Annotated in this window: 14 protein-coding genes; 5 read left to right on the forward strand and 9 right to left on the reverse strand. The window is 38.6% G+C overall.

Translation table 11 applies throughout. The features are described 5' to 3' along the window. Positions 1-6: 6 nt before the first annotated feature. The 3 genes from IE867_RS01485 to trmL all read right to left on the reverse strand — a co-directional run bounded on the left by IE867_RS01485 (position 7) and on the right by trmL (position 2,400). Complete coding sequence (locus IE867_RS01485; RefSeq protein WP_192483010.1) at positions 7-285, reverse strand: peptidylprolyl isomerase; 279 nt, start codon at positions 283-285, stop codon at positions 7-9. A gap of 259 nt (positions 286-544) precedes the next feature. Continuing rightward, complete coding sequence (locus tag IE867_RS01490; RefSeq protein WP_192483011.1) at positions 545-1,942, reverse strand: MFS transporter; 1,398 nt, start codon at positions 1,940-1,942, stop codon at positions 545-547. Continuing rightward, entirely contained in the window at positions 1,939-2,400 is a 462-nt protein-coding gene (trmL, locus tag IE867_RS01495; protein ID WP_192483012.1) for a tRNA (uridine(34)/cytosine(34)/5-carboxymethylaminomethyluridine(34)-2'-O)-methyltransferase TrmL, read from the reverse strand. Before trmL ends, IE867_RS01490 begins: the two co-directional genes overlap by 4 nt. Before the next feature lie 147 nt (positions 2,401-2,547). On the opposite strand from trmL, the gene rbsK reads away from it, so the two are divergent. From rbsK to IE867_RS14595, 5 genes are all read left to right on the forward strand, one after another. Next, positions 2,548-3,459: a ribokinase gene (rbsK, locus tag IE867_RS01500; protein WP_192483013.1), complete on the forward strand. Its 912-nt coding sequence runs from the start codon at positions 2,548-2,550 to the stop codon at positions 3,457-3,459. Next, complete coding sequence (locus IE867_RS01505; RefSeq protein ID WP_225629919.1) at positions 3,456-4,208, forward strand: Nif3-like dinuclear metal center hexameric protein; 753 nt, start codon at positions 3,456-3,458, stop codon at positions 4,206-4,208. Before rbsK ends, IE867_RS01505 begins: the two co-directional genes overlap by 4 nt. A gap of 100 nt (positions 4,209-4,308) precedes the next feature. Beyond that, positions 4,309-6,180, forward strand: coding sequence for an APC family permease (locus IE867_RS01510; RefSeq protein ID WP_192483014.1), 1,872 nt, complete (start codon positions 4,309-4,311; stop codon positions 6,178-6,180). A gap of 88 nt (positions 6,181-6,268) precedes the next feature. Further along, the gene (locus IE867_RS15080) at positions 6,269-6,865 is read left to right on the forward strand and encodes an AAA family ATPase (RefSeq protein WP_192483015.1); all 597 of its coding nucleotides are present in this window, start codon (positions 6,269-6,271) and stop codon (positions 6,863-6,865) included. 657 nt (positions 6,866-7,522) lie between these two features. Continuing rightward, positions 7,523-7,837, forward strand: a complete 315-nt coding sequence (locus IE867_RS14595; protein WP_318779302.1) for a PD-(D/E)XK nuclease domain-containing protein — start codon at positions 7,523-7,525, stop codon at positions 7,835-7,837. An 11-nt stretch (positions 7,838-7,848) separates the two neighbouring features. Here the strand turns inward: IE867_RS14595 and IE867_RS01530 are convergent, their stop codons facing one another. The 6 genes from IE867_RS01530 to IE867_RS01555 all read right to left on the reverse strand — a co-directional run bounded on the left by IE867_RS01530 (position 7,849) and on the right by IE867_RS01555 (position 17,726). Continuing rightward, complete coding sequence (locus tag IE867_RS01530) at positions 7,849-9,078, reverse strand: polymorphic toxin-type HINT domain-containing protein (protein ID WP_192483017.1); 1,230 nt, start codon at positions 9,076-9,078, stop codon at positions 7,849-7,851. A 48-nt stretch (positions 9,079-9,126) separates the two neighbouring features. Further along, positions 9,127-9,576 carry a hypothetical protein gene (locus tag IE867_RS01535; protein ID WP_192483018.1) on the reverse strand — a complete coding sequence of 150 codons (450 nt, stop codon included), beginning with the start codon at positions 9,574-9,576 and terminating at the stop codon, positions 9,127-9,129. Between the two features lie 110 nt (positions 9,577-9,686). Beyond that, entirely contained in the window at positions 9,687-9,893 is a 207-nt protein-coding gene (locus IE867_RS01540) for a hypothetical protein (protein ID WP_192483019.1), read from the reverse strand. A gap of 226 nt (positions 9,894-10,119) precedes the next feature. Continuing rightward, entirely contained in the window at positions 10,120-11,364 is a 1,245-nt protein-coding gene (locus IE867_RS01545; RefSeq protein WP_192483020.1) for a polymorphic toxin-type HINT domain-containing protein, read from the reverse strand. Positions 11,365-11,430: 66 nt separating this feature from the next. Next, positions 11,431-12,558 carry a polymorphic toxin-type HINT domain-containing protein gene (locus IE867_RS01550; protein ID WP_192483021.1) on the reverse strand — a complete coding sequence of 376 codons (1,128 nt, stop codon included), beginning with the start codon at positions 12,556-12,558 and terminating at the stop codon, positions 11,431-11,433. Further along, positions 12,558-17,726, reverse strand: a complete 5,169-nt coding sequence (locus IE867_RS01555) for an RHS repeat-associated core domain-containing protein (protein WP_192483022.1) — start codon at positions 17,724-17,726, stop codon at positions 12,558-12,560. The genes IE867_RS01550 and IE867_RS01555 overlap by 1 nt, the downstream gene beginning before the upstream one ends. Positions 17,727-17,729 lie beyond the last annotated feature (3 nt).

A 17,729-nucleotide genomic window follows, 5' to 3' on the forward strand; every position in this document is an offset into this window, starting at 1 on the left:
CAAAGATTATGAGCGTGAAGTAATTTCTACTAAGTGATAACCAAATTGCGTTTTAACTGGACCGTGTACTTTACCAACTTCTTCAGAGAAAACTACTTTATCAAATTCAGGAACCATCTGACCTGGTCCGAATGAACCTAATTCACCACCGTTTCTGCCTGATGGGCATAGTGACTTATCAGCAGCCGCTTTTGCAAAGTCTGTACCTGCTTCAATTTCTTTCTTTAAAGCTTCACATTCTGCTTCTGTTTGAACGAGGATGTGACGTGCTGATGCTTGTTTCATATTGTTCTCCATATTGGTTTATACTAAATTAATACGCCTTGGAGTGTACCGAATCACTCATGAAAAAACAATGAAAAAGCGTGCAAGTTGTTTATACCTATCACAAATCATTTTGCAATGTTTAGTTGCAAAGTAGTTTTCGAGGGTTTAGCCCAGCTCAATTGCAGGTAATAGCCGGCCCTATTGCCCAAATTCAACTTGGTAAAAGCATGGGAAATGCAAAGCAAGAAATTTTGTACAATGATTTGTGATGGGTATATCACGTTAATTGAATAGCACTTAAGCGATGTGTTTGCTGACAGAAAAACCAATAAATAGCTGTCATAAACATGCCTAGCGCACAAAAAATCATGACATAACTAAACGCATGCAGCGTAATCGTAGAGTGAGCACTGAGCTCAAACACATTTGAAAACGTTGCTAACAAGGTTGCCACCCATGCAACCGCAAAAGCACTTGATAGCTGAATAACCGCACTCATAATGACACTACTAACACCAATTTCGCTATCATTAACCGTACTATAAATACTCGAATTAGTGACCATCGTAAAACAACCAAATGAAGCACCAATAACTGCTAGCAAACCTAAATAAAGTACGAAATCAAAATGACTAAACAACCATGCTAACCCGAGATAGCTTAAACATATAAGACCAATGATAATAAGCATATAACGATATAGTCCAAGCGCTTTCAAAATCGGCTTGACCACACGTTTAACAAGCCATGCAGGGACCATAAACGCCATAAAAGCAAGTCCTGCCTCAAAAGCACTAAAGCCATGATGAATCTGCAAATACAATGGCAGCATAAACATCAGCCCCATCGTTGATAAGCGCACCATAACACTTGCTAACACTAAGGCATTAAAGCTTTGATGACGAAAAATATTAAGGTTCACAATCGCGCCTTGCTGTTTATATCGCGCATAGATCAAATACAACAGCAATAACACAATAGCAAAGATTAAAATGACGCCTTTCAGGCTATTTGAAATCGAATGATCGATAACGGTATCTAACACAAACATAAAAAATGCGATAGATATACCAAGCAAGATAAATCCTAGATAATCAAAACCAAAGTCTTGTTTTTTGCCATCTATTTTAGGAACAAATCGCCAAGCCAATGCTAATGCAAATAAGCCAATAGGCACATTGATAAAGAAAATATAGCGCCAATTAAGGTAAGTTGTAATCCCACCACCAATCAAAGGTCCAAGCATAGGTCCTATGGTTAAAATACTCCCCACAATCGTCATTGCATATAGCAGATTTTTCTTATATACACGCACCAGTATCATCCGTGCTACCGGCATCGTAAATGCACCAAAAAAACCTTGTAATGCGCGAGATGCTACAAGCATTAGTAAATTGGTCGATAAGCCACAAAGTACAGACGATAGAATAAATCCTATCGCTGAGATGAGTAATATTTTCTTTGTACCAAAGCGCTCAGCCACCCATGTTGATGCTGGTACAAACAACCCTAAAGTTAATAAGTAAACGGTAATAGCAACTTTTAAACTAATCGGGTTAACATCAAATGACGTCGCCATTTGTGGTAAGGAGGTATTTAACGCACTGCCATCAACAAGCTCCATGAGCATAACAATAGCAACTGCATACGCCACAAAAGGCTTTTGATCGCTCATAGTGCGCCTTCAAATCCTAATTGTCGCCATGCCTCAAACAGCATAATTGCCGTAGCATTAGATAGGTTTAAACTGCGACTATTTGCTAGCATCGGCAATTTTATTTGCGTTTGATGCAACTGATCTCTAACCTCTTGTGGCAATCCTCGACTTTCAGGTCCCAAAAGTAAGACATCATCTTTTTGAAACTCAACTTGATGGTAGTATTGATTGGCTTTTGTTGTACATGCCCATATTCGCTTATCAGCATGTGCCTCAACAAAACGTTGAAAGTTTTTATATCTAAGCACTGCAGCAAACTCATGGTAATCCAATCCAGCGCGACGCAACTTTTTATCATCCAGATCAAAACCCAACGGCTCAATCAAATGCAGCTTTGCCCCAGTATTGGCACACAAACGAATAATATTTCCAGTATTAGGCGGAATCTCAGGCTCATATAGTGCAATATGAATCATATTATCAAAACTCTATAAATGTATTGCGGATTATTGTATACCAGACACAAGACTTTTGCAGGCTTTACATGCACTATACTGCTTCTATATGATACGATAGCCTAACTTTATATATATTTATAAGACTAAAAGTTAAGGATAGTGATTATGACAATAATGGTCATTGGTAGTGCCAATATGGATCTGATTATACAGGTTGAACATATTCCAAGCCCAGGAGAGACAATTTTGGGTGGGCAATTTTTAACAGCCTCAGGTGGCAAGGGCGCTAATCAAGCAGTTGCAAGTGCGCGCCTAGGTAGTGATGTGTGCTTTGTTTCCTGTGTCGGTGAGGATAGTTTTGGTGAAACACTTATCAATAATTACCGCAAAGATAATATTAATATCAAACATATCAAGCGCAGCACTGAGCCTTCTGGTGTTGCGATGATTTATGTTGCCAAAAATGGTGAAAACTCGATTGCAGTAGCCCCTGGTGCTAACGCTTTATTAATACCCCAAGATTTAGATAAACTCACCGCGCAATTTGCGCATAGTCAAATTGTCCTGACACAGCTAGAAACACCTATTGAAACCATTATCCGTGCTGGAGAATTAGCCAAAAGTAATCAGTGCTTATTTGTACTTAATCCAGCACCTGCGCAAAGCTTGCCTGATACGCTTTACCCACTGATTGACATCATCACACCCAATGAAACAGAAGCCGCACTCTTGACGGGCATTGAGGTTACAGATGAATCATCAGCGCTTATGGCTGCTAAAGTGCTCTTTAATCGTGGTGTTAGTAACGTTATTATCACCATGGGCGCACAAGGTGCTTTCTTCTATGATGGCAATATTGCAAAGCTTATTCCCACACACAAAGTAGCTGCTATTGATACCACGGCAGCAGGGGATACTTTTAATGGCGCCTTGGTCAGTGCACTTGCTCAAGATAATACCTTGCTAGAAGCTATTGCATTTGCTAACAAAGCAGCAGCGCTCTCCGTCACCAAACTAGGTGCGCAAAGCTCTATTCCCTATCTTGATGAAATCACACACTCAACGAGTCACATATGATTGATCAAAAAGAACTTAAAGCATATCTCAATCAACTATTAAATGTTGATACGATCAAGGATTATTGCCCTAATGGCCTACAAGTTGAGGGCATGAAAAGTATTCACACCATTGTTACAGGTGTTAGTGCCAGCCTTGAGCTAATAGAAGCCGCTATTTTAAAGAAAGCAGATGCCATTCTTGTGCATCATGGCTATTTTTGGAAAGGCGAGAACCAAACTATTACCGGTATAAAATACCAACGCATCAAAGCATTGATCAAGCATGATATCAATTTGTTTGCGTATCATTTGCCGCTTGATATTCATCCAACACTGGGCAATAACGCACAATTAGCTCAACTTCTAGGTCTTAATGTGAGTGCTGAATTTGATACAGGAACCACACCAAATTATGGGATTATCTGTGATCATCATACGACATTAACAGATCTTACACAGCTTATTACCGACAAATTGAAACGTACTCCTCTGATTGTTGGTAAGATGAATGAAGACATTCAAAAAATTGCCATTTGCACAGGGGGAGCGCAAGATTTTATTGAGCACGCCTATCATGCTGGTGCCGATGTTTATATCTCAGGTGAAATCTCTGAACGCACCACTTTAATCGCTCGTGAGTTAGGTATTACTTATATCGCAGCAGGACACCATGCCACTGAACGCTATGGCATTAAAACCCTTGGTCAGCATCTTGCTAAGCACTTTGACTTAACACACCACTTTATTGATATTGATAACCCAGTTTAAGTTCATTTGCTTCTTTAAATATTCTGCCAACATTGCCTAAAAAATAAAAATGGTGTAAATTCGCCGACTTAACCGATGAGAAACACGATGGATTTCACTTATGAAGTTAGGACGCATTTTTTTTGGCGACCCTATCCCTAAAACACAAGCTGAAGAGCATGCTTTATCAAAGAAACACGCATTAGCTATTTTTTCTTCCGACGCACTCTCCTCGGTAGCATATGCAACTGGTGAGATTTTAACTGTCCTTATCTTAGCGGGCACTGCAGCCCTAGCAATGTCGATGCATATTGCTATTTTTATTGCCATTTTGATCGTTGTTGTTGGTATATCCTACAAACAAGCTATTGATGCTTATCCAGAAGGCGGTGGCGCATACATTGTGGCACGCGAGAATTTAGGCACCTTTATGGGGCTTCTTGCTGCGGGTGCACTTATGCTTGATTATATCTTAACAGTGGCGGTAAGTGTCTCGGCAGGCATCTTAGCGATTACTTCGGCTTTTCCTGAAGTACAAGCACATGCTGAGCTTATGGCCGTTATTGCAATTATTTTTATCATGTGGATGAACCTGCGAGGTATGAAAGAATCTGCTTCTGCCTTTATGTGGCCTACTTATGCTTTCGTTGTTGTTATATTATCTATGATTGGCATTGGACTTTATCGCTATCTATCTGGTAATTTACCTCCTGTTGATTACTCACATGCCACAGACCTTATGGCGCCATTAACAGGAGTCTTAACCTTAACACTCATTCTACGCGCTTTTTCTTCAGGGTGTTCAGCAATGACAGGGATTGAAGCGGTTGCTAATGGTGTCATGTCATTTAAAAAGCCACGCGCTAAAAATGCATCAATCACCTTGATGGTTTTAATCGTACTCTTGATTTCTATGTTTTTAGGCATCTCTTTTCTGGCATCTAAACTTGAGTTACAACCACTCACAGATCAAAGCTTATTATCACAAATCGGACACAATATTTTTGGTGGAGGGGTATTTTATTATCTATTACAAACGGTTACTTGTTTGATTTTATTACTCGCAGCCAATACCTCTTTTGCGGGCTTCCCACTCTTAACCTCAATGATTAGTAAAGATGGTTACTTACCAAGACAACTACAAAACGTTGGTGATCGCTTAGCCTTTAGTAATGGCATTTTAGCACTTGCTGTTTTTGCTTGTGTGTTAATTATTATCTTTCAAGCCAATACCAGCGCCCTTATTCCACTGTATTCCATTGGCGTATTTTTAGCATTTACTTTGTGTCAAGCCGGTCTTGTACGTGTGTGGTATAACCGTCGTCGTGAGGTCAAAAGCTGGTGGATCAAAGCAAGCATTAATAGCTTTGGGTGTCTATGTACTTTTATTGCCGTCATTGTTGTTATCGAGTCTAAATTTTTTGAAGGCGCGTGGATTATCATCATCGCTTTGCCACTGTTAATTTTAATATTTTATCGCATTGCTCACCATTATCGTTTGGCAGATCAAGAATTATCATTAAGTGCAGATACCGGTTTGATTGAGACTTCATTGCAAAAAGACACACAATTAAAAGTGATTGTCCCTGTATCAAAATTACATAAAGGCACGATTGCAGCGCTTAGTTTTGCGCGCAAAATATCGCCTGATATCACACCTGTGACCATCAACATAAACCCTGAAAAAACCGCACGCTTACAAAAGCAATGGAATGAATTAAACTTCCCTGAAGAGTTAGTTGTTCTGGATTCGCAATATCAATCACTCTCAAGACCGCTTATTAAGTTTATTCGCCGCACCGATTTAACTGAGCCTGAGCGAGGATTGGCTGTCTTGGTTCTTCCTAAAGCAGAAACGACCAAGCTATGGCATACTTTCTTACATAATCAAAAAACTGCTCTTTTGCGTTGGGGTTTAAAAAGTGTTAGTAAAACCGAGACCAAAGGTCAGGCACGGATTATTGTTGAGGTCCCTTATCAATTAACTGTTTAATTAATTGCCACTGAAGAAAATACTTCACCTTTATAAAGGGCAGCTGCTACACTAATCAATAAGCTCCAAGCACATGATACTATATCTCATGACCAGACCTTATAAACAATTGCCTATTGGCTATTCAACGCTCCAAGAAATTAGAGAGAATAATGCGATCTACATTGATAAAACAAAGCATATTGCCAACTTAGTAAGCTCTGGAAAATATTACTTTTTATCGCGTCCACGCCGCTTTGGCAAAAGCCTAACGATTAATACCTTGAAAGCGCTTTTTGAAGGAAATAAATCACTGTTTAACGGACTTTATATTGAAGACAAATGGGACTGGCAAAACAAACATCCTATCATTCATTTAAGCTTTGGTAGCTCACAATCAGTCAATGCTGAACAAACATTATTACAAATCATTGAGCAAACACTACATAACACCGCAAAACACCATCATATTGAACTGCCATCACTTACCCTAAATCTACAGTTTGATGCGTTGATTAAAGCGCTCTCTGAGAAATGTCAACAACGTGTTGTGCTACTGATTGATGAGTATGACAAGCCCATTTTGGATGTCATTGATCAACCAGAAAAAGCCATACGTAATCGTGAAATACTCAAAGGCGTCTATAGCACCATCAAAGACAATGATGCACATTTGCGATTTGTCTTTTTAACAGGTGTTTCCTAGTTTTCAAAGGTCAGTTTATTCAGCGGTTTAAATAATCTTGAGGATATCTCACTTCACCATAAATATGCCGATATTTGCGGCTATACACAGGCTGAGCTTGAAGATAGTTTCCGTGATGATCTACATAATACCGATCTTGCTAAGCTTAAAGCCTGGTATAACGGCTACAACTTCGCAGGCACTGAAACACAAAAGGTCTATAACCCTTTTGATATTCTCCTTTTCTTAAGCAATGGGCAACAATATAAAAACTATTGGTTTGAAACAGGCACACCTAGCTTCCTAGTAAAGCTCATTGCTGCTCGTCGTGAGATTGTGCCAACTCTTGAAAACTATGAAGCAAATTTAGACTTCATTAACTCCATTGATGTTAATAACATCCCAATCCCTGCACTTATGTTATAGGCTGGCTACTTAACGATTAAAGACACCTTTCACTATGGCGAAGAGCTATGGTATCGCCTAGGTTATCCAAACTTTGAAGTCAAAACTTCATTAAACCGACATCTGGCGACAATTGGTACAGCCACTGAGGATGCTAATAGCAATCAGGTACAGTTAAATAAGGCATTACTCAATGATGACTGGCGACACTTTAAATTAGCGATTCAAAGCTTTTTTAACACCATTCCTTATCATTTTTACAGCAATGCGCCAATACACAATTATGAAGCTTATTACTGCGCTATTGTCTATAGCTACTTTATGGCTTTGGGTTACAAAGTGACACTTGAAGATACCACCTCACAAGGTCGCATTGATATGTCAATACATATGCCACAAAACAAAGTGATCTTATTTGAATTTAAAGTTGCTGACGATAAAGACTTAAGTCAGGAAGCACTCGCACAGATTATTGACAAAAACTATGCACAAAAATTTGTACATCTTAATTTGCCGATCTACCAAATTGGTGTCTCCTTTGATCGCAATACGCGCTCAGTTAATGGGTTTGTGGTGCAGGAATACTAAATTGTGAGCAATTACCGAACATAGCTAGCACCTGTTAGTATTGCAGCACAGTGTGGACATGGTGGTTTAATCATACCCACACGACCTGCTTGAGTAATATCGTAGGTTGCAACTAACATATCACTAAACTGTGCCGATGGTCTGCGTATGAAAAGCTCATTAACCGCACTCACTTCAGCATGGGAACCTGAACCAAGTGAAAACCCATAATTATTGTTTAATTCAACTAGGCTATACACTTGCCCGCCATCTTCTATCAAATCAAGCCGCCCTAATATTTGTGAGGAAGTTTTATTACTTGGCGCACCAAACGGGTCATTATAATACCATTGACTTACGTGACCTGTTTTTTTATCAACTGCTCTTGCCAATACAGGTCCCAATGCCTTTCTTGAACCGAGCTCATATGATCTGGTTTTAGTATTAAATGTCTTCCCCATGCCAAATTTCTTAATGGCCTGATTTAAATCCTCTTTTGTAGCCATTACATTCTGATAGTTTTGTAATAACGTATCATCTAAAGAATTTGAACGTGGTCGACCATATGGGTTATGAACCAAAAAACCATTTTCCCCAACATAATAAACATGATCTAAATGTACTTCAAAATTATACACAATAATTGGCTTATCACCTTGATAGTAGGATCTGCCACAACTTGATATTTGCTCGCCACTACATATTAATTGCAAAATCTTCCCTGATTGACTAATTAAATTATCATTTATAGTAATGTCATCTATCGCAACATACGCCTGTTGATTAACCACATAAAAAGGGTGATTTGGTGTTGCATTAATCTGTTCAATATTTCCTTTGTCATCTATAAAAGTATAGGTTCGAACATCTTGTGCATAACGCTTAAATGTGCCAATCACTGTTTTTGTTTTTTCTTTACGCCAATCATCAGCTTTTGTGTCTACTTTGGTATCCGCTATATCAGTAACTGTTACTTCCACCTGATCAACGCCAAACTCGGGCAATGAAAAAATGAATCTTTTGCCCACTTGATCAATACCATTTTCTTTGAGCCATTTGATGGGGCGTAATAGCTTTATTTCTGCTGGATAGGACTGTCCATCAATCAAATCTGTATAGTTAAGTGTCACTTGCTGCCATGTTTTAGGTGTGATTGACATCAAATCATAATTTGTGACTTGAGCAGATGCTGCCAAACTTAAGCGCGAGACCAACAGTCCAAACAGCAGCAAACTGCAAAATAATTTAGGGTAGTAATACATGATAATTTCCTATTTACACTAAGCGATTGAGTCTATCAATCTGATAAATTAATTTAAGTTGCGTACACATGCGGCATAACCACTTGGATTATAAGTGATATAACTTGAAGTTTCTCTATTACCGACAAAATCATAAAAGTATACTTTAGACCCCATAATCGTTGAAGAAACGTAATATTGACTTGCCGGCCATTGTAATGGGTAAGTACTAATAGGGTAGTTCGCTTTGGCAAAATCTGATAACTCGTATTTACTTGGTAAACGCCAATCGCTATAACCCATATACCAGAGGTTGTCACAAAAATATTTTGCTCTTTGATATTGAAAAACAGCAACATTCATTTTAGTCCCGTACTTATCGCTAAATGTACTATCAGGATAAAAGCCAGCTTTCATGGCCTCATCTGCGCTAAAGGGCGCAAGCCATGTTAACCCCTTATTATCAACCGATTGTATATAACGATTATGTGTCATTTCACTTTTTGTACTTTTTAACACTCTGTTACCTTTTGACACTTCAGAATTTTCTGAAGCAATAACATTCGTGCATAACAAAGCTGAAGATATAAAAATTAAACCTCTCAAACTAGACTCCTTCATTTTCATAATTACCCAAAATGAACCTCAGTACCTAATGCAAATAAATCAATGTGATACTGGGTGTTAATTAACAGTCCAAGTCCTAGATGCAATGTTCCTGTTTTGCTAACACTACTATCAACCATCTCATTGTACAGGTGATTACCCGATAGTAAGCTCAATTGATCGTTATAAGAAATGCCAACCTCATTAATCACACGATACCGTGACTCCATCAGCAGTAACTGCTTTAGAAATTGCACAGCCGGATGATTGCCATTAGCAAAGTCACTAATATTGATGATTTCACCTTTTTTTGATGATTTAACAAAAAGATCAGCTTAGCTTGGGAGTAAGCTGACGGCTTATTTAATAACGTAGGCATGCTAATGTATAGACTGAATATGTAAACTATAATTAACAACATTCCTGCGACTGTAGAACCTCTGTCCAACAAAATAATTATGCTCTGCTATTTACAACCGTAACAACTGAAACTCGGTTTATTCCAATAGGAGCTTTTACATGAACTTCATCCCAACCAAAAGAGTAAGAGCCTTCAAAAATATTTTCCTTTAAAACACGATTAAATAAATTCGTATGCTCTACAGTTTCATTAAGAGAAGCGACTGTTAACCCTCTAACATTTATTCTATAAACAGTAAATCTTCCTGATATTTCTTCTAGTCCAAACTTATAAGCTCCTGCCGCCGTTCTACTACCAACCAATGTATCAACTCCATTATCTAACATTGATCCATCTGCAAAAACACGAGAACCACCAAACCCACCTGAACTTCTAATTTTGTCAAAACTTCTTGCGTCTGCCCTATAGATATAATCCATTGTTTCTCTCTGAATGAATCCTTTTGAATTTAAGGTATAACCTCTTGCAATATCAATATCAGCAAAGTCAATATAGCTTGGCTCCGCATTAATTAAAGCTTGAGCTCCATCACTAGCACCAATTTTTTTATAACCACTGGTAATGCTAGAGCTACTTGAACCAGTATACACATTATGAGTTAATACTCCTTTACCAACATAATAAACATGATCCCTATAGACCTCTAAATTATAAACAACAACAGGCTTGCCATTTTTATTATACCGCTCACCACAACTGCTATTTTTATCTACAGGACAAACGAGCTTAACTGCTTTCCCTAACTGGCTCACTAATTCATCACTAACAGTAAGCTCATCAATCGCGACATACGCCTGTTTATTAACCACATAAAAAGGGTGATTTGATGTAGCATTAATCTGTTCAATATTTCCATTTTCATCCTTAAAGCCATAGGTTCTCACATCTTTAGCATAGCGCTTAAATGTACCAGTCACTGTCTTTGTTTTTTCTTTACGCCAATCAATATCTTTTGTATCTACTCTGGTATCCGTTATATTAGTAACCGTTACCTCCACCTGATCAATGCCAAACTCTGGCAATGAAAAAATCGATCTTTTGCCCACTTGATCAATATTATTTTCTTCAAGCCACTTAGAGGGGCGAAGTAACTTTATTTCTGCTAGATAGGATCGCCCGTCAATCAGATCTACATAATTAAGTGTGACTTGTTGCCATGTTTTAGGTGTGATTGATATCAAGTCATAACTTGGGGCTTGGGCAGATGCTATAAAACTTAAGCTAGATATAAAAAGCCCAAGCAAAAAAGTATTTCTCAAAGATTTAGTATAAATATACATTGCAACTCCCTATTCTACATAAAATTATTAACAAGAATGATCTAAATTCCATCATTTACATATAGACTATTTAAACAAGCATTTAAACCAGCCTGTAAAGCAATTACTCTGTACAACTTGATCACCCTCACTAAATTCAAATTCACGTGGAACACGTTCTAAAGTCGCCCTGTAACGTGTATTAATACGCTTCCCATGTGTAACGTTCTTTCTATATAAAGGGCGACGAATAACACTTGATGAAATTTCATCTTCCACACCATAAGTACCCACAGCATTAGGCCATGGTGTTGGATCTGGTTGAATTGATTCACTAAGTAATCGATCCACTTCGCCATCACTTCCTTTAAGGGTTCCTTTGGCACCAGGCCACTTCCCTTCGACTAGGTCGACTCTTGGTTCAGAGAGGATGCTGTCTTGCCCATATTTTGATGCACCAATACTTGGAGGAATAGGTTTACCGTTAGGAGGATAACTTAGTCCTCGCGGGGTACTTGCACTCGCCCATTTTTTAGCCCCACTTCCATATACATTATGGGTTAAAACAGAGCTTAACCCCACCTGATAAACATGCTCTTGATAAACTTCAATATTATATACAATAGTTGGGGATTGAGTTTGGCTATAAGGTTTACCACAGCTTAGCATTTTTCCTTTTACGCAAACTAATTTTACGATATTTCCCGATTGACTAATTAAATTATCATTTATAGTAATATCATCAATTGCAACATACGCCTGTTGATTAACCACATAAAAAGGGTGATTTGGCGTTGCGTTAATCTGTTCAATATTTCCCTTCTCATCCTTAAAGGCATAAGTTCTCACATCTTTAGCATAGCGCTTAAATGTACCAGTCACTGTCTTTGTTTTTTCTTTACGCCGATCAGTATCTTTTGTGTCTACTTTGATATCGTTTATATCAGTAACCGTTACTTGCACCTGATCAATACCAAACTCCGGTAATGAAAAAACCGACCTTCTCCCCACTTGATCAATACCACTTTCTTTGAGCCATTGAGAATGACGGAGTAACTTGATTTCTGCTGGATAGGATCTCCCATCAATCATATCTGTATAATTAAGTGTCACTTGCTGCCATAATCTAGGCGTAATATTAACAGCATCATAATTATGCGCTGATGAGATTAAAGGCAGCGTCAAAAATAGGATCGATATAAAATACTTTCTCATTAAGCTGCTTCCTCTATCTCAGTCTCAGCTGATAATATCACAACATTATCGTCATATTCATTATCAGACTGATCTACTTGAGAAGATTCAGTATAACCAGACCATTCAATAACTGGTGCGTTAATATCAATATCTGCATCAATAGCTGTCACCACCTGATCACCTAACTCAATTTCTTGAATCTCTTTATATGATTTCTCACCTGACTCACTAATACCGGTTAATACCAAGGTGCCTGCAGCAAAGCACATGCGTTTTGGTGTTAGCGCTTTACTTACCGATGATCTAAAGTTATTTACCGCCTGTGTAATTGGACGAGTTACACGCCCTACCGCACTACCAATAGCCTTACCTGCTGATGTTGCAGCAGCGCGACCCACTGCGGCTCCAGCTCCTTTCATAATACCAAAAGTAGCCATACCTACCGCAAAGCCAACACCTGCTGTTATTGCGGCATCTTTAACACTACTGCCTGAGGCAAGATCCACAGCAAAACCTGCCGCACTGCCTGCTAGCGTTGATAATGCTGCAACCCCAACAACGGCTGCTGCTGACATACTGCTTGGATCAGTCATAGCCCCCGCGACAAAGCCCGCGGCTGCACCAGAGATCGCATTTTTCCACACACCACTATAGTCACCGGTAATTGCTCCTTGAATAACACCTGTCACCGCACCAACAACTGCGCCAACAACGGCACCAATAGCTCCAGCAATCCATCCCCAAAAATGTCCTGTTGGATCAGAGTAGGCAATTGGATTATTGGGGTAAATATACCCATTAATACCGCCTTTATCAAAAGGGGACATATTATCATATGACATAAAGCGCTTAAGCATAGGGTTATACGCGCGATAACCATTACCCAAGTGTTGGTATTCTGTCACTTCTTCCGTACGTTGCCCATTATAACCGATGGCAAATTGATCTATTAACGCCTCTGTGCCACTGCTATCTATTGACATTAAATCACTAGCAATACCATAAGGCGTATAAACTTTCTGACTTGCTATGCTCAGTTTGTTATTACTTTTTTCGATGTCATACAGCACGCTACCTGCATAGTCATAAATGTAATAACGTATATCCATAACCGCTTTGGCATTGTCTTGCTTAATACGCCCATGCATACTATTGCCCGCCAGATAACTAAGCCATTGACCATCTTGTGACTCGTGACTCAATACGCCACCAATATAATATAAAGACAACATTTCCTGATTAAGCACCTTTTGCCAAATCTGCTCGCCCTGAGCATTATAACCATAGCGAATCTCTTCTCCGGATCTGGCGCCTTTTGCCGTAAAGGATATCATGCGTCCTAATTTATCATAAGCTAAGCTATTGCCTTGCTCATCACTAATAATACTGCCTGCAATATCATATTTAATCGTTTGACTGTTGCCATATATGCTTTGACTATTGGTATATTTCTCCAACTTAGCAGGGTTATTTTGATCATAGAAATACGTCGTTGTATTAACACCATTGACTAAGGTATTTTTATCAACATACGTTTGCTTAACATTACCGATATTATTAAATGCATCAAAGGTATATTCTTCTCTTAATACCGTGTTACCTAGCTGATCTTTAGGACATAAGTTACCTTTGCATTGATAGTCGTCAAGATTATTCATTAGATCATAAAAATAACTTTCAATTGACTTTTGATTGGCTTTATCTACCCTTGTTTTCTTAGCGATATTGCCCGTGTAGAATTCGTGAGTTTGACCGTCAATATTGCGCTTAATGGTTGTAAACTCATACTCAAGTGTATTGATAGGTGTTGTGTCATTTTCAGAAAGCTTATCTACCTGAGAAATTAAAAAGCCTGTCTTATTGGCTTTATCATCATAACCAAACGTTGTTGTGATGCCATCAATCGTTTTTTTCTGTAAGCGACCCAGATCATCATAATGATACGTCATATAGTCTTTGATAAAAGACTCTTTGCCTGCGTATTTATAGTCAACTGCAATTACTTTGCCCATATTATCATAGTGATATTGGCTCACATTGCCAATATAGTCTTTAAAGCTTATAACATTACCAGCACGACTATAGCGATACTCTGCCGTTACCTCATTTTGATTTTTCGGCTTATACGTCTCTTTTTGCAGACGACCTTCGGCGGTATATGAATAGCTTTTAACACCGGTTTTATCAGTGAGTGTGAGCAGCTGTCCTGTGACCTTATCATAAGCATACACCACATCATAATCACTATCTCCCACTACATAGCTCTTGACTGGTAATTGCAGCACACGATCCATTTCAGTCTCAACAACATGACCATAACGATTGATCATTTTAATCGGATTGCCCATTTTGTCGTATTGATACGTCTCTTTAACACCCTCGGTATTCTCTTCCCAAAGCAACAAACCACGATCATCAAAGTAGCGTTTACCCAGTATTTTTTTAGTTTGGTCTTTGGGTTTGACACCAATTTCAATGACATTACCAAGCATATCATAGTTTTTATGCGTTTGATCCCCCGTTGGCAAGGTGACATAAGCGATCTCACCTATCTCATTATAATGTGTCACGGTACGATTGCCACTGACATCTTCAGATTCAATTAAACGTCCAAATCCATCATAAAAATAACGTACTTCGCTTAAAATCTTACTGTCATCAGCGCTAATAACGCGTTCAATGATAGGATTGTTCACCTGATCAAACACCGTTTCAGTCATCCGCGATTTTTGATTACCCTTTTCAAGCCATTGACGCTTAGTATTATTAACATCATCATACAGCACATGTGCTTGACTGCCGTCAGGGTTGATTGTTGTGATGTTTCGACCTAAAGCATCATAAATATAACTCACTTTATGCTCAACAATACCTCCTGAAACATCTGTATCATAAGCAATCACTTCAGTCACTTGCCCTTGCGCGTTATAGCTTGTTTTTGATAGTTGGACAAACTGCCCCGTAAGCAAATGACCACTAGCATCAACTTTTTGTTTATATTTAGCAATTTCACGCCCTAAACCATCCATTTGCACCTTCATCTGGAAACCATTGGCATCCGTTGTTATTAATGCTAGTTCAGTATTCTTATGATATACATATTGGTTAGTCGCACTCGCCTCATATTCTGTGCCTTTTGCAATAACTTGCTTTGTTAAGCGCCCTAATAGGTCATAGCTCATCTGAACTTGATTGCCCAAGTCATCCTCAGCACGTAATGTCTGCCCAGTATAGCCATCTAATATACGCGTTGAACTGACGGATTGATCCGCTCCTTCAGCCGATTTACTCACCAGAGTGCTTATCTGCTTTAGTTGCCCGTTAGATTCTTTCGCATAGCTATAGGTTTTGTTAATTTCTTTAAGCTTATTGCTTGAATTATGCATAAGATCCTTGGTTTTTTCTGCATGCAACATACCAAAAAAATCAGACTTAAGATCATCATTATATTCAAATGTTTTCTCTGAAATATAGTTGATATTATCCTCTTTGAGATAACCAGATTTGATGACATCGGCAACAATCAAATTACGCTGATCATTTAAGCGCTTATATTGATAGGCTTTTACTTGTGGATACTCATGATTACCTACTTTTGGATAAATAATCTCCTTAGAAATATATTGCTTAAAGCCATTGGGATCAGCAACACATCCGTCTGAGTTACTATTACTTGCGCAATAGATAATCTCCTTTTTTATCCCATAGGCATCTGTTGTTTCTAGTAAATTACCATAGTCGTCGTATTTACTGGTCACCACCAAGGAGCTACGTGAAGACTTAGTCTGCAAGTTTGCACGCTGATCCGCCAAGTTAAAGTAGCTTGTTGTCTCACTAATCGGGTATTGGTAGTTATTTGGCAATTGATCAAAAGTGGCATAAGGTGAAAAGTCATATTTCTTTTCTTCTTTAGTTAACAAACTGCCCTTGACATCAAAGGTTTCTGACTTTTCCAGTAAATGGAATTTATTATAGGTATATACGGTAGATACACCACCAGTAATCACTTTAACAGAGTAATTAAATTTATCACCCATCTCTGCTAGAGCATCTTTGCCCTGCACGTAACTTGCTGTTGGATAGCCTGTATAATTATTTAAATTACCATTACTTTGATCGCCAAATTGATAACGTGTTTGCATGGTGGGTTGACCATATCCTGGTACGATCTTATGCACATTGACAGCATAGACTTCACCACTATTTTGTGGGCGCAATAATCGCTGATACGTGATTTCCTCGGCGGCACCCGTTGGTGAAATCACTTTCTCAATCAAGCCTTTATTATCATAGAAAAACTGTGTCTTATAATCCTGCTCAGCTTGATAGGTAATGTTGTCTAAATATCCTTGGTTATCCTTATTAACCATTACTTTGCGCTCAACACCATGATGAGATCGACTACTAATGACCACTTGATTCTTTTCATAGCTTATAAAGATACTATTTTTACCTGTTTGTACTTGGGCAAGCCTGTCACCGTTGTAGTAAAACGAGGTTTTTTTACCATCTACACCAAAGGATGACTTAATCCGCCCATCGCTACCGATAATCTCATACGACCCGTCTTTAAAGACTACTTTAAACAAGTCGTCACCCGATAATGGCAGAATTTTAATATCTTTCAACTTATAGTATTGCGGCTTGTTGGTTGGATATTCGATGCGTTGCGAGAAGCCACCTGCCAAAGTCAAAGTCTGTGTATTTTGATCATAAAAAGACACACCAAGCGACCAACCTTTGCCAAAACCGCTATCGAATTTGTTACCTTGGCGATAATGCAGTCGTAATTGAAATGCTTGATTTAAAGAAGCGTTATCGATCGTTTGTCCAACGACATAGTTAAAATCATATGTCCCTGTACGCGCATCAACCCTGCCTAAAGTGGCGAAGCTAAAAGCATCCGACACGAGATCATCGCTTTGACCAGACGAACGCAATGATTTGCTTAGTAAATTATTATTTTCACCCTCTTTAAAATCACTGCTCTGACCACTTAACATATTTTGTTTTTCTGGGAGCTTGCCTAACGCGGCGACTTGCTGCAACAAATCATCATTATCTGCAGCATTTGTGATTGAAGCTGTCGCTTTGCCATTGACTTGTTTTGTATCATCTGACACTAAATCTTGGGCATAGGCCGGTGATAGCAATAAAAATATTGCTGATATTCTAAATTTAGACATAAA

Origin of the sequence: Cysteiniphilum marinum (assembly GCF_014857925.1) — a bacterium.
GTDB lineage: Bacteria > Pseudomonadota > Gammaproteobacteria > Francisellales > Francisellaceae > Caedibacter > Caedibacter marinus.